This window comes from Burkholderia sp. FW306-1C-G01B (genome assembly GCF_058781685.1).
The window spans coordinates 1-20,345 of the sequence record NZ_JBYSWZ010000024.1; the positions used below are offsets into that span (position 1 = coordinate 1).

At 60.5% G+C, this 20,345-nt stretch carries 14 protein-coding genes and 1 pseudogene; 5 read left to right on the forward strand and 10 right to left on the reverse strand.

The features are described from left to right. The 3 genes and pseudogenes from AC3WLY_RS33345 to AC3WLY_RS33355 form a co-directional block, all read right to left on the reverse strand. Positions 1-225: pseudogene (locus AC3WLY_RS33345) on the reverse strand (transposase); the annotation flags it as partial. 103 nt (positions 226-328) lie between these two features. Further along, positions 329-5,575, reverse strand: coding sequence for a glycoside hydrolase family 99-like domain-containing protein (locus AC3WLY_RS33350; protein ID WP_492310670.1), 5,247 nt, complete (start codon positions 5,573-5,575; stop codon positions 329-331). Between the two features lie 13 nt (positions 5,576-5,588). After that, complete coding sequence (locus AC3WLY_RS33355; protein ID WP_492310672.1) at positions 5,589-6,977, reverse strand: ABC transporter ATP-binding protein; 1,389 nt, start codon at positions 6,975-6,977, stop codon at positions 5,589-5,591. 270 nt (positions 6,978-7,247) lie between these two features. Between AC3WLY_RS33355 and AC3WLY_RS33360 the strand changes: the two genes are divergently transcribed. The 4 genes from AC3WLY_RS33360 to AC3WLY_RS33375 all read left to right on the forward strand — a co-directional run bounded on the left by AC3WLY_RS33360 (position 7,248) and on the right by AC3WLY_RS33375 (position 12,609). Continuing rightward, entirely contained in the window at positions 7,248-8,063 is an 816-nt protein-coding gene (locus AC3WLY_RS33360; protein ID WP_492310669.1) for a sulfotransferase family protein, read from the forward strand. Between the two features lie 165 nt (positions 8,064-8,228). Next, the gene (locus tag AC3WLY_RS33365; RefSeq protein ID WP_492310668.1) at positions 8,229-9,053 is read left to right on the forward strand and encodes an ABC transporter permease; all 825 of its coding nucleotides are present in this window, start codon (positions 8,229-8,231) and stop codon (positions 9,051-9,053) included. Then, positions 9,043-10,440 (forward strand): ABC transporter ATP-binding protein, encoded by a 1,398-nt coding sequence (locus tag AC3WLY_RS33370; RefSeq protein WP_492310667.1) that lies wholly within the window; start codon positions 9,043-9,045, stop codon positions 10,438-10,440. Before AC3WLY_RS33365 ends, AC3WLY_RS33370 begins: the two co-directional genes overlap by 11 nt. 270 nt (positions 10,441-10,710) lie before the next feature. Next, positions 10,711-12,609, forward strand: a complete 1,899-nt coding sequence (locus tag AC3WLY_RS33375) for a glycosyltransferase family 2 protein (RefSeq protein ID WP_492310671.1) — start codon at positions 10,711-10,713, stop codon at positions 12,607-12,609. Between the two features lie 44 nt (positions 12,610-12,653). On the opposite strand, the gene AC3WLY_RS33380 is transcribed toward AC3WLY_RS33375, so the two are convergent. Genes AC3WLY_RS33380 through rfbB form a run of 5 tightly spaced genes read right to left on the reverse strand, consistent with a single transcriptional unit; the run spans position 12,654 to position 16,948 of the window. Then, positions 12,654-13,547 carry a glycosyltransferase family 2 protein gene (locus AC3WLY_RS33380; protein WP_492310666.1) on the reverse strand — a complete coding sequence of 298 codons (894 nt, stop codon included), beginning with the start codon at positions 13,545-13,547 and terminating at the stop codon, positions 12,654-12,656. After that, entirely contained in the window at positions 13,544-14,437 is an 894-nt protein-coding gene (rfbD, locus tag AC3WLY_RS33385; protein WP_492310665.1) for a dTDP-4-dehydrorhamnose reductase, read from the reverse strand. The genes AC3WLY_RS33380 and rfbD overlap by 4 nt, the downstream gene beginning before the upstream one ends. An 8-nt stretch (positions 14,438-14,445) precedes the next feature. After that, positions 14,446-14,997 (reverse strand): dTDP-4-dehydrorhamnose 3,5-epimerase, encoded by a 552-nt coding sequence (rfbC, locus tag AC3WLY_RS33390; RefSeq protein ID WP_492310664.1) that lies wholly within the window; start codon positions 14,995-14,997, stop codon positions 14,446-14,448. After that, the gene (gene rfbA / locus AC3WLY_RS33395) at positions 14,982-15,875 is read right to left on the reverse strand and encodes a glucose-1-phosphate thymidylyltransferase RfbA (RefSeq protein WP_492310663.1); all 894 of its coding nucleotides are present in this window, start codon (positions 15,873-15,875) and stop codon (positions 14,982-14,984) included. Before rfbA ends, rfbC begins: the two co-directional genes overlap by 16 nt. Before the next feature lie 11 nt (positions 15,876-15,886). Beyond that, positions 15,887-16,948 (reverse strand): dTDP-glucose 4,6-dehydratase, encoded by a 1,062-nt coding sequence (gene rfbB, locus AC3WLY_RS33400; RefSeq protein WP_072436186.1) that lies wholly within the window; start codon positions 16,946-16,948, stop codon positions 15,887-15,889. 336 nt (positions 16,949-17,284) lie between these two features. Between rfbB and AC3WLY_RS33405 the strand changes: the two genes are divergently transcribed. Then, positions 17,285-18,124 carry a symmetrical bis(5'-nucleosyl)-tetraphosphatase gene (locus AC3WLY_RS33405; protein ID WP_492310662.1) on the forward strand — a complete coding sequence of 280 codons (840 nt, stop codon included), beginning with the start codon at positions 17,285-17,287 and terminating at the stop codon, positions 18,122-18,124. Positions 18,125-18,156: 32 nt separating this feature from the next. Here the strand turns inward: AC3WLY_RS33405 and AC3WLY_RS33410 are convergent, their stop codons facing one another. After that, positions 18,157-19,014 (reverse strand): lysophospholipid acyltransferase family protein, encoded by an 858-nt coding sequence (locus AC3WLY_RS33410; protein WP_492310661.1) that lies wholly within the window; start codon positions 19,012-19,014, stop codon positions 18,157-18,159. Between the two features lie 19 nt (positions 19,015-19,033). Then, on the reverse strand, positions 19,034-20,323 hold the full coding sequence (locus tag AC3WLY_RS33415) for a dihydroorotase (RefSeq protein WP_310144046.1): 1,290 nt from the start codon (positions 20,321-20,323) through the stop codon (positions 19,034-19,036). Positions 20,324-20,345: the final 22 nt, after the last annotated feature.

A 20,345-nucleotide genomic window follows, 5' to 3' on the forward strand; every position in this document is an offset into this window, starting at 1 on the left:
TGTCCAGGCTCAGCTCCGCGACCAGCTTCTTGAGCCGCGCATTCTCGTCCTGGAGCTGCTTCGGCTCGCGGACCTGGATTCCAGGCCCGCGTACTGTTTCTTCCAGCGGTAATACGTCTGCTCGGAAATCCCCAACTGCCGGATCAGGTCCGCCACCGGCATGCCCAGCTCAGCCTGCTTGAACGCCGCCACGATCTGCTCCACCGAGTACTGTTTGCGTTTCATCGCCAACCTCCCGTTCACATTGGGAAACTCGCTCCGAAACACTAACACTCGTTTCTGTCCAGGATTTCTATAGCAGATCACCCGCCCCCTCTTTAGAGCCGCGCTACTCCTTCATCTCATCAATCACGAACGCATCCACATCGAACTGGGAACAAAGCTCCAGCGCATATCGATCCGCGATTTCGACGATGGAAGCATCGACCATATGATGTCGGCGCACCCATAGCTGAACCGTTCGAATCTCCTTGAGCAGCGCCTCGGCATCGCCGCCGATGGTTACGCTGGCGGCGTGCCGGCGATGAAGGTTGAGCGACTCGGGGACGAACGCGACCCTGCCGCGATCCATCACCCGCAGATACACCATCCAGTCGCCCGCGACACGAAACTGTCGAATGTCCTCGAAGTGGCGCTCAAGCACATCCTTGAGGATCCCTCTCCGGAACACGACCGCACTGACGTTGGGGATGGTGTTCTTGACGGCAAGCGCTTCGGATATTTCCCGCTCGCCGTCGTCGATATACGCCTTGGTCCATTTCGCGGCGGAGATGTCCGCCACGTAGTCGCGATAGTGTTCGCAGATGATCTCGCCCGTTTCAGCCATCTGCTTCGATTCGCAGTAACTCAGCACGGTTTGTTCATCGTCGAACCCACTTACGACGGTCGCGAGAAACTCCGGCTGTGACAAATCATCCGCTTCGGCAATCCACACGAAATCGCCTCTCGCGAACTCGACGCCTCGTTTCCATTGGGCAAACACCGACCCCGAGTTCACACTATTCACGAACAGGCGATTGTCAACGCTCTGATTCGCCAAATGCTCGCGGATCACGGGCACACTCCCATCCGACGAATTGTCGTCAAGCGCGATCAGTTCATAGATTGGATACGTCTGTTTGAGGATCGAATCCAATCTCTCGCCGATATAGCGTTCGTAGTTATAGTTGGGAACAACGACAGAGACGCGCTTGAATCCGCAGTTCAGCATGTCGAGGAGGTCATACACGTAGTGGCGGAACGAAAATTCGTCCGCCACGATTCGCGCCCCCTTCGAACCGAGGTCCTGCGTAAGCTTCGGAGACTCGATCAGATTGCGCAGCGCGGCAGCGAAAGCGCCAACATCTTCGAATGGGACAACCACACCGCCGCCTCGCTTCAGCAGTTCGCAACTGCCACTCGCTCCGTCGAACGCAACGACAGGCACCCCCACTTCTAACGCCTCGAGCACAACGGACGGAAACGGATCCTCACGCGACGTCAACGCGAGCACATCCGCGCCGGCATAATAAAGATCGGTATCGGCATCGAGTCCTGTGAACACAACCTTGTGTTGCAGACTGTGTTCCAAAACGATCTCATCAGCCGCGGCCTTTGCTGCGCTCTCCCAATGGCCTACCCACACGAAATAGGTATCGTCTCGGTCGGCGAGATTCGCTGCCGCCTGCGCATACAGGTCGATCCCTTTACGGAAGTCGGCATAACCCACGCCTAGCACGATCTTCGCGTCGCCCGGAAGATGGAGACGTTCGCGCAACGCGGAACGCGCGCGCGCGACATCGCCTCGCATCTGATTGCGTTTGTACAGCCCTTGCGGACGCACGCGAATCTGCTGCTCGTCGAGGGCAGAGAACTCCATGAACGAGCGCTGCACCATTTCGGCAGGAAAAACGACTGCTTCCGCATGCCGCGATATCTCCGCCGCGTGACGTTCGAGCCCGTGCTTGGCCAACATGCCCTGAAGTTCGTGGACGAGCGCGATGCAATTCACGCCGGCGCGCGACAAAGCCCCTGCAAACAGCCCCGATACGGTCGTGTTGCAGATCGCAGCGCTAAAACCTCGCTGTACCAACTTGTCGATCAACGCCTGCGCCGCGTCGCCCTCGGGATCGACACCGGCCAGGTCGTGAACGGCCCCCCAACGCTCGAACTCCGACTTCAGCGGCCCCTCGCCAAGCAACACGGTCTCCACGTCGACGCCGAACTCCACAGCCAGCGTCTTAACCAGATTGAGCGCGAGAAACTGTGCGCCGTGTGCGTAGGCATCGTGAGAGACGACCAGGACACGACGCGCACTGCCAGCCGCACTTGCGCGCGAAAGTGCATTGTTAGTGGCTTGCAGCCACGCATAGCCGTACCGACGATCCGGTTCGAGGTGTGCCCCCTCTGCCCACTCGTTCCACGCATTGATGAAGACAAGACGCTCATCCGGGTTCCCGATCCGCCGCACGGTATCAGTCGCTGCATTGCATAGCCACTCCTCGTACAACTTAGGTGTCGAGCCGACAAATACGGTTCCGCGCCCAGGCTTGCGAGCCTCGTTGTCCCACGATGGCGTCACACCGCGGAACAAGCGGTACTCGGTATCCTGATACGATCGGCTGCGCTCCAGATAATGCGTCCAGTCCAGGATATGGCCGGCGTAACCCCCATTGATCAACGTAACGCTATCTGCCTTCGACGGCGGTTGACTGTTGTTCGGCGGGAATTCGATGGCCGCATCGAATCCGTATTCACGCGGATCCACCCTTTCGAACGACTGCGTGTAAGCGAGATACAGCTCCCCGAGCCCATTTGCTCTAGCCCACTCTCGCCACCGCGCAACGGTGGCGAGCGCATCGGGAAGCAGATTCGGACGATACACCAGTAGCAGTGGGCGGCCATCGATGCGGATATAACGAGCGTCGCGCATGTACTGAGCGACATGCTCGATAAACGCCAGATCGTCCTCGGGCGAGTGATGCTGCGAAATCAGCAGTTCTTGATCCAGACCGTCCCAGCGACGCGTCCAGTTCTCGTTTGCCCAGCACAGGCAAAACGGCAGGTCGAATTCACGATGTTCAAGATACTGGCGTATCGGAGCTTCCATCAAGCGCTTGCCGCCAAACCAGTAGAAGTAGAAGCAGAAGCCGCCCAACCCTGCCGCTTTCGCGAGTTCAACCTGACGGCGTTGCACGTCAGGGATCCGGAGATCGTAGAAGCCGAGCTCGCCGGGCAAGTGCGGTTGATAATGCCCGGCGAACTGGGGCACGGCGCGCGTTACGTTCGTCCACTCGGTGAAGCCGCGCCCCCACCATTCGTCGTTCTCCGGGAACGGATGGAATTGCGGCAAGTAGAAGGCGATAGCCTTCACTGGCACCTTTCGCGGCGCCGTCGGCGGAAATGACTGATAGTCCTGCGACGGGCTTACCGCCATGACCGGCAGAAGCTGCGCCGCGAGATTCATTTCATCAGCCTTCGGTTCAGGCTCAACGAACGATGACGCCGACGCTGCAGCAGCATGCTCCTGGACCGGCACGGCTACGACCTCACCACGCAACCGGCTACGCAGCGCCGCCCAGTCCTGATACGCGCGCGTATGCGCAAACACGCCCGGAAACACCCTGAAAAAGAGCCCCTTTACCTTTCGCTTGAAGAAATGAGGAACCGGGAGTCGCCGATAGAGCACCTTGCCCGCCGAGCGGATCGCCGCAGCACGCTCGGCGCCCCCGACCGTCAGGCGCTTTGCAAAGCGAAGCGGCTTCGTGATGCGCCACGACGTGCTGGCAAACAGCGCATTGATATATTCATCGCGTTGTCTTACACGCGCATCGGCATCAGCGGCCGCGGTTCGGAGTAGCTCGCCGCGCCGCCGCAACTCGTCAACGGCGCGATGGTGCTCGTTTGAAATTCGCTCGCGTTCGCGCTCAAGGCCGAGCACATTCTCGGACAGAACCGCTGCGCATTTTTCTTTCTCGTCGAGTTCCGTCTCGATACGTTCGCGAATAACCCGTTCCGTCCCGAGGCGATCCGTCATGCGCGCGAGTTCGCGCTCGAGGTCGAGCACATTCTCGGACAGGATCGCAGCGCATTTTTCTTTCTCTTCGAGTTCCGCCTCGAGACGTTCGCGGATAACCCGTTCCGTCTCGAGGCGATCCGTCATGCGCGCAAGCCCCCTCAGCGCGTCGTCGATACCGACCTCGCCGACGGCATTCCCGGACGTCACTGTGTCACCGATGGTTTCCCCAACACCACTTTCCTGTATCGCTCCCCTAATATGCGTTTTCAGTTTCTTCAACTGTTCGTCCGATCGGATCGCAAGTTCCGCGATCGCACCAGCCTCCGCACGCACCGAAAGGCGGAGCGATAACGCGCAACCATTGGTCAGTTTTTGCAATACATGATCCGGCGCCGGCAACTCAAACCATGGATCGTCACCCGGGACGACGAGCTTTATCGGCCAACCGTCCTCAAGGACGAACGCGCCCGACACCTCCGGTTTCCCGGCAAAATCGCTGCACCATGTCCAAAGAACACGCCCGTCGGGATCGACAAGTTGGACATCGATCAGATCGACAACGCCAGGGCGATCGGTCACGTCGATACGCAGCTTCCGCACATTGAGCGCCGCTGCCGGCTCGCGCAATTCAAGATGCGCGACGCGCTCGTTTCCGTCTCCAAGCACATAACATCCCATGGCATGACGCTCGGACCACGACTCGTCCGTATCCGTCTGCCAGTACACCTTACATTCGACTCGGCCACTCTGGGTCTTCGAAATCGTCTCGCCGGCCACATTGGCAACCTCGTACATCGTCACGTCGAGACTTGGAAGCTTAACGTCCGATGCCAGCGCAACGAAGTAGAGCGGCCGAGCAATACCGGTATGCTCGTCGTCGCCCGTCATATCGTCCCGTTGCAACGTACGCATTGGCGCTTCGCGCAACTCGAGCGCAGCGAGCACTGATCCCGTCATCACCCGCTGGCCGTAAAGCGCCACTTGTGAGAACTGCGAATGCAAGAGAGACTCGAACTCGTCCAGATAGAGTTCCTTGACATGCCACGGGTTTGAGTATCCTGGTACATCGGAGTACTCGTACTTGTTCGGACTCGAAATGATGACGAAACCGTCGGGACGCAGTACCCGCTTAATCTCACGCATCATCGCCTCGTGCTGATCGTGATGTTCGATCGTTTCGAAGCTCACAACCATGTCGACGCTTGCATCGGCCAGCGGAATGTCAGCGGCTGATCCGACGACGAACGTCAGGTTATCCGCCGCGCGACCATACGCGGATTGCGCGTGGTGAATCGCGTCGTCACTGATGTCGACACCTACGACGGACGCCGCGGTTCGAGACAGCGCAAATGACCCATACCCTTCACCACACGCGATGTCGAGCACACGCAGCCCCGACGCGAGCTTGCGCGCAACGAGATACCGATGCATGTGCTCCATTTCGATCTGAGCCGACATGCCGGGAATATAGCGTTCACCATCCCAGACAAGATCGTCGTTCTGATCTGACGTCGTTTCGGAATCGCGGCTTGGCGATGACGATGCATGCTCGGAAATCTTCAAATATTCGTTGGCCATAGTAATCTTGGCGCTACGCGACTGACGAAGCGGAAACGCCCACGCGCAGCATTGGCACTGCAAGGAGGTGATGTTCAATACTCGACGAATGCACGTGAATCGGCAATGCGTCATGAATCCAGTGCAGTTGCACATGGTTTTGCTGGGTTCCGTCAGCGATCGCCACGTTGAGCGCATACTCGCCGACCGGCAAAAGCGGCATCGTAAACGAGAAGCGAGCCACCAGCGTATCGCCGGCGCGACATGATGAGTTCTCGCCTTTGTAAGTCAGGTAAGTGTTTTCCCCGAACAACGGTTGGCCAAGGTGATCGTTTAAAAAAAAGCCGACGATGGGTGCGCGCACGTCATCGTGAATAGCGGCGGTCACTTGCAGCGTGACGCACTCTCCACCCACCGCCCACGCGAGCGGCACATTTGCATCATCGATGAACTCGACATTGACAATGCGCGCCGCACCACTGCCGAACGAGGCTGCATGGGGATCGAACCGAAGCACTTCGATGTCGTTACGAAAGGGAGTAAAGTTGATTGTCGACAGTCGCGTATCGGTTTGCGCCTCACTGCCACGCGGGCCTGACGTGTGCGTCTGCGCAGGCGTCGCATCAGTTGGAGGCGCAGCGTCGAAATAGGCGTCCAGATATGCCTCGCACACTGCCCCCGGATCCCCTTCGCGCTTGACCTTGCCCTTGTCAATCCAAATGACACGCGAGCACAGCTTCTTGACGGTCGACGTGTCGTGACTGACAAATAGAATCGTGCCAGTTTTCCGAAACTGGTCCATGAACCGCATACACTTCTGATTGAAGAAAGCGTCACCGACCGCCAGCGCTTCGTCCACGACAAGGATGTCGGCATCCACGTGCGCGATGACCGCAAATGCGAGCCGCACAAACATGCCGCTCGAATACGTCTTCACCGGCTGGTCGATAAATTCACCGATATCAGCGAACTCGATGATCCTGTCGAGCCTCTCATCGATCTGGCGACGCGACAGCCCGTGAAGCTGCGCGTTCAGATAAATGTTCTCGCGGCCCGTATATTCGAGATCGAACCCTGAGCCGAGCTCAAGCAAGGCGGCCACCCTACCAACCGTATCGATCGATCCCCGGGTCGGCGAAAGCGTCTGGCAGACAATCTGCAACAACGTACTCTTTCCGGAACCATTCCTGCCGATGATTCCGATCGTTTCGCCCTTGGCGACCTCGAAGCTGACGTCATTCAACGCCCAGAAGACATCGGCATAAGCATCCGATTTCGCCCGCGCGTAACCGCGCCCCTTGCGGCTCGGTAGCATACGGCTCGCCATGCTGAACGCCGCCTGCTTGAGGCGATTCGCCGGCAAATCGTATGAATGAAATCCTTTTGCCACTCCTGATGCTCGAATGACAATCTGCTGTGACATTGAAGCCCTTTCGTCGAAGGCGCGATCCGCGCACCACTGCAAATTACCCAGCTCACCGAGCCGGGCGCAACACGCTATTTTAACAAACCGCCCCCGCAGCTGGCGGGTATCGACGCCGGATATCCCGTCGCGAGCCGCAACATCGAGCGCCATCGGTTTCACTGGTAACCGGAAGTAACAACCTCATCCCCGTCGATCTGCAATAATTGATGATTTGGCGCCGCGACAGCACTTGCCCCGCCCAGCAACAGCAAAGACCCTCCTCCCGACATGTTCATTATCTTCGGCTCGCCCCGTTCCGGCACGACGCTGCTTAAAGAGACACTCAACCTCCACCCCGACTTGTTCATCCCGATGCAAACGACGTTGATCAGCACCAGCGCCCACATCGCGGGAAGCATCTCGAACTGGGAGAAGGCTGCTGACGTCATCGCGCATTCGCTGGTTGCATCCGATGACTTTCCCGTGGTTTTCGGACAACATTTCACCGAAGACGACATCCGCAACGTAATCAAGTCGGCCGAACCTACGCTCGCCGGCGCGCTTCAGGCACTGTATCGCGAACTCGCAAACCGGCTCGGCAAGCGGGAATGCGGTGACAAGTCTCCGGACGACCTGCTGTCGATCCGCAAGCTCGAACAGTCTGGCCTGCTCGACGCCCCAATCAAGTTCGTTCACATCATTCGCGACGTCCGCGGGTCCGTTGCATCGCTGCTGAACGTCGATTGGGCACCTGCCGGCATCGATGAGTATTTTCCGCGGATCTGGAGTTACACAAATTTGCATCTGTATCACGTGCTCAAGGATCGCCCGAATTACGCGCTCATCCGATATGAGGATTTCGTGTTGCAACCGGCAGCCACCATCGAGCAACTTACGCGATTCCTCGACGTTCCGTTCCAGGAGTCGATGCTGGATGCAAGCCGACGCGGCCCCGAGCTGCGCACGAATCCGAGCCACCTAAACCTCGCGCAACCGTTCCTTCCCGAGCGGATCAGTGCGTGGAGAAGCCAGCTCTCGCCAGACGTCATCGCGCATTGCGAATACAGTGCGCTTGAGGCCCTACACACATTTGGTTACCAGTGATGCATTCGGTACGCCCAAGCGTGCCGAATGCAGCGGACAGCAAAACAGGCTATGAGATAATCCCCTGATTCCGTCTCGGGTACCACATTCGGGCCTCCGCCGCATATGGCCGCTCGGGCAGACTCGAAACCACTCCTGCCTCTCACCGCTTCCGTTCGTAGACCCATGCAAAGCTTCAGTGCCTCGCCGACGTACCTATTGACATCGCTGGTGAAGAACCGCCGCCTCATGTTCGATCTCGCCCGGCGAGATGCTGTCGGGCGTTACAAAGGGTCGGCACTCGGCATCCTCTGGTCGATGCTTACCCCGCTCCTCATGTTGAGCGTGTATACGTTCGTGTTCAGCGGGGTGTTCAAGTCCCGCTGGGGCGGGCAATCGACGCCAGGCTCGCACAGCGAATTCGCGGTTGTGCTTTTCGCCGGCATGCTGACGTTCAACATATTCTCGGAATGCGTGAACCGCGCGCCGTCGCTAGTACTAGTCAACACCAATTTCGTCAAGAAGATCGTCTTTCCGCTTGAAATCCTGCCGTGCATCAGCTTGCTTTCGGCACTCTTTCACGCATTCGTCAGCATCACGATTCTCTTGGTCGCCGAATTCCTAATCCAGGGCAGCGTCCCGATCACGGCGCTGTTGCTGCCTGTCGTTCTGGCCCCGCTTTGTTTGCTAATTCTGGGCATCTCGTGGCTACTGTCGGCCACCGGTGTCTACCTGCGCGACATTGGCCAAACGATAGGCATTCTGGTGACCGCACTGATGTTCCTGTCACCGATCTTTTTTCCTCTTTCATCGTTGCCCGAAAACATCCGGAACTTGGTGTACTGGAATCCGCTGACCTTCCCCATCGAACAAAGCCGAAACGTCCTGATTTGGGGCAAGCCGATTGATTGGACGATCTGGAGCGGCTATCTGGCGATCAGCCTGATCGTGTCGTGGATCGGTTTCGCATGGTTCCAGAAAACACGAAAAGGGTTCGCGGATGTCATCTGAGCGCGTCATCGAGGTAGCGTCGCTCGGCAAGGGCTTCAAAGCATATGACCGGCCGTCCGACCGTCTTGTCCAGTCGGTTTTCAACTTCGCCGCACGCCTTGCCCCCGGCATGAAGCTCAAAACCCGATTGCGCCGGCATGCAGAGGCCGCGGGTCGAACCTTCTGGGCATTGCGCCACATTGATCTGACAGTGAACCGCGGCGAAACAGTCGGGATCATCGGCAGAAATGGATCCGGGAAAAGCACGTTACTGCAGATCATCTGTGGGACGCTATCCCCAACCGAAGGTTCAATTCGCACGGCTGGCCGAATCGCGGCCTTGCTTGAGCTCGGCTCCGGCTTCGAACCCGAATACACCGGGCGAGAAAACGTCTACATGAACGGACAGCTACACGGTCTCTCGAAAGAGCAGATCGACCAACGCTTTGCCGCGATCGAAGCGTTCGCCGATATCGGCGAGTTCATAGATCAGCCGATCAAGACCTACTCCAGTGGTATGTTCGTGCGCCTCGCCTTCGCGGTGATCGCACACGTCGACGCCGATATTCTCGTGATCGACGAGGCATTGGCCGTCGGAGACGCGTTCTTTACGCAAAAATGCATGCGCTTTCTTCGCCAGTTCATGCAGACCGGCACGATCCTGTTCGTGAGCCATGACACATCGGCAATCCGGACCCTGTGTACACGTGCCGTCTGGATCGATCGCGGCGTGATCGTCGACGAAGGCGACCCAAAAGATGTCAGCAATCGCTACCTGCAAGCCTATTACGAGTCGCAGCAAGGCAAGAGCAGTATCTCAGCGCCTCCAGTGGCCGCCCTCGATAGCAATGACGGAGAAAGACTGGATCAGCGGGCCCGATACTCGTCTCGCGAAACCGCAGCCGCCCGAAATTTCACTTTCGATCCTTCGCAAACCGGAACCGCACTCCGCGGCGGCGCATTGCTCGAATCGGTAGAGCTGACGAGAGACGATGGCAACCGGATGCTCTGGATGGCCGGCGGAGAACTCGCAACACTGCGCATCAAGGCATCGGTCGCCCATCCGATATCCGAAGCGGTGGTCGGGTTCACCGTCAAGGACAAACTGGGTCGCATGCTGTTCGGCGATCACACGTACTGGGTCTCCACGGAGCAGCCGCTCAGCGTTGCAGAAAACGAACAGATAGCTGCCGAGTTCACTTTCCTGATGCCGGTTCTCGCGCCCGGCGACTATGCTGTCGACGTCATTGTCGCGGACGCCGCGTTGCCCGGAGAGCAGTTGCTGCTCCGTGTACATGACGCCTATGTATTCAAGTCGGAGGCCGCGACGTCATCGACTGGACTGATCGGAATACCCATGCGGAACATCTCGCTGTCGGTCGAATCAGCCGTCCCGTCTCAGGATTAACATCACATCGCCATGATGCATAACTCACGACCGTCGACTGCGCCCGGCAGCGACGCGTCTCGCGACAAGCCGCTCGAACATCAGCTTACAGAAGCCCTCTTGCGTACGCATCTGCTGGGAGAGCAATTGAAGCAAGCACGCGTAGAGGCGGACGCTGGCGCTGCTGCGCAAGCAGAAGTCATCAGGTTGCGGATCGAGATCGCAGCACTGCGTAATTCGACGTCGTGGCGCGTGACAGCGCCGCTACGGGGCCTGAACCGCATCGCGCGCATGATCCGACTGACGTTTCAGACACTCTCTCGTCAGGCGCAGATACGCGGAGGCTACGTCAGTGCCTTTCGCTACAACCTGGGAGCATTACGGCGCGATGGCCTTCGCGGGCTACGCGCACGCCTGAGTCGGCTGAAGAACGGTGCCGGCTTTGCAGATAGCCCCCTCCCGACCGAAGTCTATCGTTCATGGATCGAACGCTATGACACGTTCACCCAGCAAAGAAGAATCCAGTCACTCGCCGAAATCGAACATTTCGAGCGCCGTCCGCTGATCTCGATTGTCGTACCCACGTACAACAGCGACGAGCGCTTTCTACGCGAAATGATCGAATCAGTCCGTGCGCAGGTTTATCCGCATTGGGAACTGTGCATCGCCGACGACGCATCACCATCCGAATCGGTTAGAGCGGTACTCGAAGCGGCTCGTGCAAGTGACAACCGAATCAAGGTCGTGTATCGGTCTGTGAACGGGCACATCTCCGAGGCAAGCAACAGTGCGCTCAACATCGCGACCGGTGAATATGTCGCATTGCTCGATCACGACGACGTCATTCCGCCGCACGCCTTGTTCATGGTAGTCAAGTACCTGAACAGGCATCCGGACGCACGGATGTTCTACAGCGACGAGGACAAGCTTTCGGCCGACGGCGAGCGAACCTCGCCGTATTTCAAGAGTGACTGGAATCCGCAGCTGTTTCTCTCCCAGAATGTGTTTTCACATCTGGGCGTGTACGAAACGGCCCTCGTGCGCGACGCAGGGGGATTCAGGAAAGGACTCGAAGGGAGTCAGGATTACGATCTCGCGCTTCGTTGCATTGAAATTGCCGGACACGATGCAGTGGTTCATATTCCTCATGTCCTATACCACTGGCGCATCCTTCCCGGCAGCACCGCGACTAGCGGAAGCGAAAAACCGTACGCATTACTAGCCGCGATCCGTGCGCTTGAAGAGCATCTCGCCCGTACGCAGACGCGTGCAATCGTCGAGCACCCATGCAATGAGCATTCGACGCTTCGCGTCAGATATGCGCTCCCTCGACCTGCGCCGAAGACTTCCATCATCATTCCGACGCGCGACGGCCTGTCGATTCTCAAGCAGTGCATTGATAGCATCTTCGCCAGGACGATCTATCCGAACTACGAGATCATCGTTGTCGACAACGGCAGCGTGAAACCGGAAACACTTGCATATTTCGATTCGCTGAGAACCGATTCCCGAGTTCGAATCCTGCGGGATGATTCGCCATTCAATTTTTCCGCGCTGAACAATCGGGCCGTCGAGATCGCGACAGGCGACTATGTCTGCCTGCTAAACAACGATATCGAAGTCATTTCGCCGGACTGGCTGGACGAACTCGTCGGCATTGCGTCACAACCCGGAAATGGCGCAGTCGGAGCCGCACTCTGGTATCCGAACAACAAGCTGCAGCACGGTGGTGTGGTAATCGGATTGGGCGGCGTGGCTGGCCATATGCATACCTTGCTGCCAAGAGGACAGTACGGCTACTTCTGCCGTGCCGTGGCCATGCAAAATCTGTCCGCCGTCACCGCAGCATGCCTCGTCATCAGCAAAGCCATCTACTTGAAGGTCGGCGGACTGGACGAGGAACTCGCAGTCGCCTTCAATGATGTGGACTTTTGCCTTCGTGTCCGAGAGGCCGGCTATCGGAATGTCTGGACGCCGTATGCCGAGTTATACCACCACGAATCGGCAACGCGCGGCTCCGACATGGATCCGGACAAGTATCAGCGGTTCGTCGGCGAGGTGCGCTGGATGGAAAATCGCTGGGCCGGTCATTTTGAGTTCGATCCTGCCTACAATCCCAACCTGACGCTGAACGGCCAGGTCGCGCCATTCGCGCTTGCCGATCCGCCACGTCTCGACATGCTCGAATGAGGCAGTACTCAAGGCGATGGACGGGGTCACTCCCTCCGCCATCGTCAGCGCGAGTAGGGCCCGGCCTTTCCACGTAAACCGTCAAGCAACCCGCGCCACGCCATCCGCCAATGTTCCTGCGCCTGTTTGGGGAACAACGCGTAAATGGCGAGTCGCACTGGCAGCTTCAACGCCTCCGAGCTTTTCCACCGCCAGGGAACATAGCCGCGACGAAACAGGGCGACGGCATTCCTGAATAGGTAGTAATGCCTCAGCGGATTGTGCATCGGATACGCACGGCCAAGTATCCGCACGGGCTCTTCGCCCAATTCATGCTGCATCGTTACCCACGGCACGCCAACGACCCTGAACCCGCGATGCTTGGCCCGGACACACCATTCGAGATCGACGAAATCGATGAAGAGCGACTCATCCATCCCGCCGATCTCCGCCCAGTAACGCAGATTGATGCATGACCCGGATGTGATCAGGAAATCAACATCGATCAGATCGTGTCCCGCAGGCATGACGCGTTCGAGCCGACAAACTCGAAATCGCACGAACGGAGCCACGCCGCCGAGTCTCGCATCGTCGTAAGCCGGGCCAGCCAAGGCGATCTTCACGAAATTGACATTGGCTTTCGCGATCACGCGCGATAGCTCCGTCAGCAACATGGGTGATGGCTCGCTATCCTGATCGAATACGAATGCTGCCTCGTACCCTTCGTCGATCAAAGCCGCCACGCCGCAATTCAACGCTGCACCGATACCTTTGTTGTCGCCATTGGGAAGATATTCGATCGACTCGGCAAGCCCCAGATCCTTCGCGCTCCGCATAGTCGGCGAGTTGTCGACCACAACGCACCGAAGCTGTTCTGCCAAGCGGTTGGCCCGCTCGACACAAGCGGCATCCGGATTGTAAAACACGACAACCGCGCCTGCGCGCAGTTCTGTACTCATCTTTCCGCCATGCACAGGCGCAACGCATCGTGCCAGTCGGGTGCCCGGATTCCAAACGTTCTCGACAGCTTGTCGCCAGACATCCGGGAGTTGGCCGGTCGCGCGGCGGGAGTCGGATAAGACGATGCCGGGATAGGATTGACCTTCGGCTTGCGCGCGAGATTCGACGCGTCGAAGATAGCTTCGGCGAAGCCATGCCATGACGTCGAACCCGACGCACAAAGATGATAGATACCCGATCGTTCACGCCACCATGCGTCGCGATCTGCTTCGCCGACACCTGCAGCCTGAGCGAGGATATGGGCCGTGAGCGTCGCGATCGTCTTCGACCACGTTGGTGCGCCAATCTGGTCGGCCACGACGTTCAATTCTTCACGCTCCGCGCCAAGGCGCAGCATCGTCAAGAGGAAGTTCTTGCCGCGGATACCGTAGACCCAGCTCGTCCGCAAAATCAGATGGGCGCATCCGGATGCAGCAATCGCTTGCTCACCCACGAGCTTGCTCCGTCCGTAAGCGTTTTGCGGATTGACGGGGTCGTCCTCGACGTATTGATCATCCTTCGTGCCGTCGAACACATAGTCCGTCGAATAATGCACAAGCACGGCCCCGAGACGCGCCGCCTCCTCTGCCAAGATGGCCGGCACTTCGGCATTCAGCCGCATTGACAGCTCGACTTCGTCCTCGGCCTTGTCGACCGCCGTATAGGCGGCAGGATTGACGATGATGGCCGGAGCCTGCTCCTGTACCACGGCGCGCAAACGATCGAGATCGGTGAGGTCCACCATGGAGCGATCGCAGGCAACGACGGTTCCTAGCCCCTGAAGGGCTCGCAACAACTCGAACCCGACCTGACCGCTGACGCCGGTCACCAGAATCTTCGGCTGACTCATGCGCCTCCTCATGCAAAAACTTCGGCTTCGCCCAAACGCTTGCCGGCCGCATCCTTCGCGGCGAGCAGCGGCTCGAAATCGATCGGCCATTCGATTCCGATTTCGGGATCGTTCCAGACGATGCTGCGCTCATGCTCGGGGAACCAGTAATCGGTCGTCTTGTAGAGGAACTGCGCGGCTTCCGACAGCACGACGAACCCGTGCGCGAAGCCGGGCGGCACCCACAGTTGCTTGTGGTTGTCATTCGACAGCACCACACCGACCCACTTGCCGAAGTTCGGCGAACTCTTTCGAATATCGACCGCGACGTCGAACACTTCACCTTCGACCACGCGAACCAGCTTCCCCTGCGCATGCTGGATCTGATAATGCAGCCCGCGCAGCACACCCTTCGACGAGCGCGAATGGTTGTCCTGCACGAATTCGATACCGGGTTCGACCTGCTCGGCGAATTCCTTCCCGTTGAAACTTTCGTAGAAGAACCCGCGCGCGTCGCCGAACACCTTCGGCTCGATGATCTTGACTTCGGGCAGCGCCGTCGCCGTTACTTGGATGGCCATGCGACTTGATCCGTGAGAATGTTCTTGAGGTACTGCCCGTACGCGTTCTTCGCGAGCGGCTGTGCAAGCTTCAGCACCTGCTCCGCGTCGATCCAGCTGCGGCGATACGCGATTTCTTCCGGGCACGCGACCACGAGACCCTGCCGCTTCTGCAGCGTCGCGATGAAGCTGGCTGCCTCGATCAACGAATCGTGCGTGCCGGTATCGAGCCATGCGTAACCACGCCCCATGATCTCGACATTGAGCGCGCCATCCTTCAGATACTGCGAATTGACGTCGGTGATTTCCAGCTCGCCGCGCGGCGACGGCTTGATGTCGGCCGCGATATCGCACACGCGGTTGTCGTAGAAATACAGGCCAGTCACCGCATAGTGCGAACGCGGCTTTGCCGGCTTCTCTTCGATCGACAGCGCGCGGAACGACTTGTCGAACTCGACGACGCCGTAACGCTCCGGATCGTGCACGTGATACGCAAACACCGTCGCGCCGGTTTCCTGCGCATGCGCACGCTCGAGTTGCTTCGCGAGATCGTGGCCGTAGAAGATGTTGTCGCCAAGAATCAGAGCCGACGGATCGTTGCCGACGAATTCCTTGCCGATGATGAATGCCTGCGCGAGCCCGTCAGGCGACGGCTGCACCGCGTACTGGATGTTCATCCCCCACTGGCTGCCGTCGCCGAGCATCGATTCGAAACGCGGCGTGTCCTGCGGCGTCGAGATAATCAGCACGTCGCGAATGCCGGCGACCATCAGCGTCGACAGCGGATAGTAAATCATCGGCTTGTCGTACACGGGCAGCAGCTGTTTCGAGACGACGTGCGTGATCGGATACAGCCGCGTGCCGGAACCGCCCGCGAGAATGATGCCTTTACGTGCCATCGCGTGTCTCCTCAAGCGCGCTTCGCGTAGTTGGTCTCGACCCACTTCCGGTACTCGCCCGACGCGACTTCATCGGCCCATACCTGGTTGTCGAGATACCAGTCGACGGTCTTCGCGAGGCCCGTCTCGAACGTTTCCGCCGGCTTCCAACCAAGCTCGCGCTCGAGCTTGCGCGCATCGATCGCGTAGCGGCGATCGTGGCCGGGGCGATCCGTCACGTAGGTGATCTGGTCGCGATACGAACCGGCCGCCTTCGGGCGCGCCTTGTCGAGCAGGTCGCACAGCGTATGCACGACTTCGAGGTTCTTCTTCTCGTTCCAGCCGCCGACGTTGTACGTCTCGCCCGGCACGCCGCGCGCCAGTACTTCACGGATCGCGCTGCAGTGGTCGCCGACATACAGCCAGTCACGCACGTTCTGGCCGTCGCCGTACACGGGCAGCGGCTTGCCGGCGAGCGCATTCGCGATCATCAGCGGGATCAGCTTTTCGGGGAACTGGTACGGGCCGTAGTTGTTCGAACAGTTCGTCGTCAGCGTCGGCAGGCCGTACGTATGATGGTAGGCGCGCACCAGATGATCCGAACCGGCCTTCGTCGCGGAATACGGGCTGTTCGGAGCGTATGGCGTCGTTTCGGAGAATTGCGGATCGGTGGCGGACAGCGAGCCGAACACCTCGTCGGTCGACACGTGCAGGAAGCGGAACGCCGCCTTGTCGGTGTCGTTTAGGCCATTCCAGTACTGGCGGGCCGCTTCGAGCAGCGTGAACGTACCGACGACGTTGGTCTGCACGAAATCGGCCGGGCCGTGGATCGAGCGGTCGACGTGGCTTTCGGCGGCGAAGTGCAGCACCGCGCGTGGCTTGTGCTCAGCGAACAGCGCGTCGAGCGCGGTACGATCGCAAATGTCGACGCGTGCGAACACATGCTTCGAATTGCCTTCCAGCGATTGCAGCGTACGGAGGTTGCCCGCATAGGTCAGCTTGTCGACATTGAGTACCGCTTCGTCGGAATCGCGTAGCCAGTCGAGTACAAAATTGGCACCGATAAACCCTGCGCCGCCCGTAACCAGAATCATGAGGTTCCCTCTCGTAGTGCGTGGCCGGCGCCCTGGGGCGGCGGCCACGTCGAATTCGTCAGTATTGTGCTCGGTACATCAGACCGGGAATTTTAACCGGTCGACACGGCCGCCAAAGTCATGAAATGCTAATTTTGTTCGGGAAAACGACAATTATAGGGAGCCGCCCGCAGCAAAAGCCATGCCGCTAACAACTTGATACAGCGCTCCGCACCCTTGGCAGGAATAAAATTTCTTGCCAAATCAATGCAATTTCGAGAAATTTAAGTTGCAGAATGCTGGCTGAAACCAATCATTTTTCTTGTTTGTTGGAAAACCTGCAGGACTCGCCCCTTCATGATCCGCCCCCCCATCGCCATCGGCGACATCCAAGGCTGTCATTCAGCTTTCCAGTCGCTACTCGACCAGCTTTCGCCCCCCGCCGACACGCCGCTGTGGATCGCCGGCGACGTCGTCAACCGCGGCCCGGACTCCCTCGCCGCGCTGCGCGCGCTGGTGGACCTCGGCCCGCGCGCGACCGTGGTACTCGGCAATCACGACCTCCACCTGCTCGCGGTCTCCGCCGGCCTGCGCACCGAACGCCCGGGCGACACGATCGGCGAGATCCTCGACGCGCCCGACGCCGAAGCGCTGCTCGACTGGGTCCGCCACCGCCCGTTCGTGCACGCCGAGAACGGGATGCTGCTCGTACATGCAGGCCTGCTGCCGCAATGGGACGCCACGCTCGCGCTCGAACTCGCCGACGAACTCCAGCGCGCGCTGCGCGCGCCCGACTGGCGCGACACGCTGCAGAAGCTGTACGGCAACGAGCCGAACCAGTGGAGCCCGAACCTGAAGAAACGCGACCGGATGCGCGTCGCATTCAACGCGTTCACGCGCCTGCGCTTCTGCACACCCGATGGCACGATGGAATTCAAGGCAAACGGCGGCCCCGCCAGCGCGCCGCCCGGCTACCTGCCGTGGTTCGACGTGCCGGGGCGCCGCACGGAGGACGTGACGGTCGTGTTCGGCCACTGGGCCGCGCTCGGCCTGATGCTGCGCGACAACCTCGTCGCGCTCGATTCGGGATGCGTTTGGGGAAACCAACTGTCGGCCGTGCGGCTGACGGCCGATCCGGCGCAGCGCACGGTCACGCAGGTGCAGTGCGAAGCGTGCGGCGCGCCGGGCGGCGAGTGATTACGCGCTGAGGCGTCCGACCGGGAAGCGCCTTACCCCTCCCGCCCCGGCACCGGCTCGTCGGCCGCCCCGTCGCCTGACGCGCCGGCGCCAAGCTCGGTCGCCGGATACGCATGCTTCGCCAGTTCCGCGAGCGACTCGGCCGACGGCTTGCCGACCTTCTCCTGCATCGACGCGAGCGCGGCCGCGATCGCGTCGCGCGCCGCCGCGGACGTCGCCCGCCGGTCGCCGCCCGGCGCGATCGGCTCGCACACGTACAGGTGCGCGACGAGCGGGCCGCCGCTCAGCACCATGTCGAGTGACGTGCCGAGCGACAGCTCGCCCGTGTAGGCCGGCGCGACCGACTGCCGCCGCTGCGCGTCCTCGTACATCAGACAAATCGGCTGAACCGCGCACCCGGCCGATACCGCGGCCTGGAACAGGTTCGCATGGAACGGCAGCAGTTCCTGCCCGTCGGACGTCGTCCCTTCCGGAAACACGCACATCAGCCCGCCGTTGCGCAGGCGCTCGGCCATCTCGTGCATGATCCGCATCGCCTCGGTGCGCTTCTCGCGCTGCAGGAACACGGTGTCGAGCTTCTCGGCAAGCCAGCCGACGACCGGCCACTGCCGCACCTCGGCCTTCGACACGAACGGCGTCGGCCGCCACGCGTTGACCGCATAGATGTCGAGCCACGACACGTGGTTGCCGACGACGAGCGCGCTCGCGTCGAGCCGCGCGCCGTCGTTGTGGACGACGACGCGCATCCCGCAGATCCGCAGCATCTTGAGCGACCAGCGGCGCGTCATCTCGGCGCGGCGCGCGGGCGTGACGTGCGAAAAACGCAGCGCGACGATCGCCATGCCGCGCAACAGGTGAAAGACGAGACGCAGCTTGCGAAGAGCAATCATGGCGAGGGTCCGGCGTGGTTCAGTGGCGCTCGAACGCGATCTGTCCGGCAACGAGCGTCGTACGCACGCAGGCGGGCAGTTCGTAGCCGAGGAACGGCGAGTTGTGGCCCTGGCTCTTCAGCGCACGCGGCTCGACGCGCCAGTGCGCACGCGGGTCGAACACGCACAGGTCGGCCGTACCGCCTTCGGCCAGACGGCCCGCCGGCAGCTTCAGCACGTCGGCCGGCGCGGACGTGATGCGGCGCAGCGCCTGCGCGAGCGGCGTGCGCGTCTCGTCCGCCCACTTCAGCGTCAGCGACAGCAGCAGCTCGAGCCCGGTCGCGCCAGGCGTCGCTTCGCCGAACGGCAGCAGCTTCTCGTCGTCGTCGACAGGCGTGTGGTCGGAGCAGATCGCGTCGATCGTGCCGTCTGCAAGCGCCACGCGGATCGCTTCGCGATCGCGCTCGCCGCGCAGCGGCGGGTCGAGCCGGAACTGCGAATCGAAATAGCCGATGTCGACGTCGATCAGGTGCAGGTGGTTCACGCCGACGTCGCAGGTCACGGGCAGCCCCTCGGCCTTCGCCGCGCGCACGAGCGCGAGGCCGGCCGCCGACGACAGCCGCGCGAGGTGCACGCGCGCGCCCGTCACGCGCATCAGTTCGAAGATCGTGTGCAGCGCGATCGTCTCGGCCGCGACCGGCACGCCGGACAGCCCGAGCCGCGACGCGAGCGCGCCGCTCGCGGCAACGCCGCCGCGGCCGATGAACGCGTCGAGCGGGCGCAGCCACGTGGTGTAGCCGTAGGTGCTCGCGTACTGCAGCGCACGCAGCAGCACCTGCGTGTCGCGCACCGGCACGTTGGCATGCGTGAAGCCGACGCAGCCGGATTCGGTCAGCGCGACCATCTCGGTGATCACTTCGCCCTTGAGGCCGACGGTCAGCGCGCCGAGCGGATGGACGTTCGCCTGGCGCAGGTTGCTCGCGCGGAACTTGAGCATCTCGACGAGGCCCGGCTCGTCGAGCACGGGATCGGTGTCCGGCGGGCACACGAGGGTCGTGACGCCGCCCGCGACGGCCGCGGCCATCTCGGATGCGAGCGTCGCCTTATGCTCGTAGCCGGGCTCGCGCAGCCGCGCGCACAGGTCGACGAGGCCGGGCGCGACGATCAGGCCCGACGCGTCGATGGTCTTCGCGGCGTTGAAATCGGCCGGCGCCGCCGCGCCGGCCTCGGCGATCGCGGCGATCTTGCCGGCCGCGACGAATACGTCGGCCTGCCGTTCGGTGCCGGCGACCGGGTCGATCAGCGTGCCGCCTTTGATATGAATCTTCATGCGCTGTCTGTGAATGCGTTGA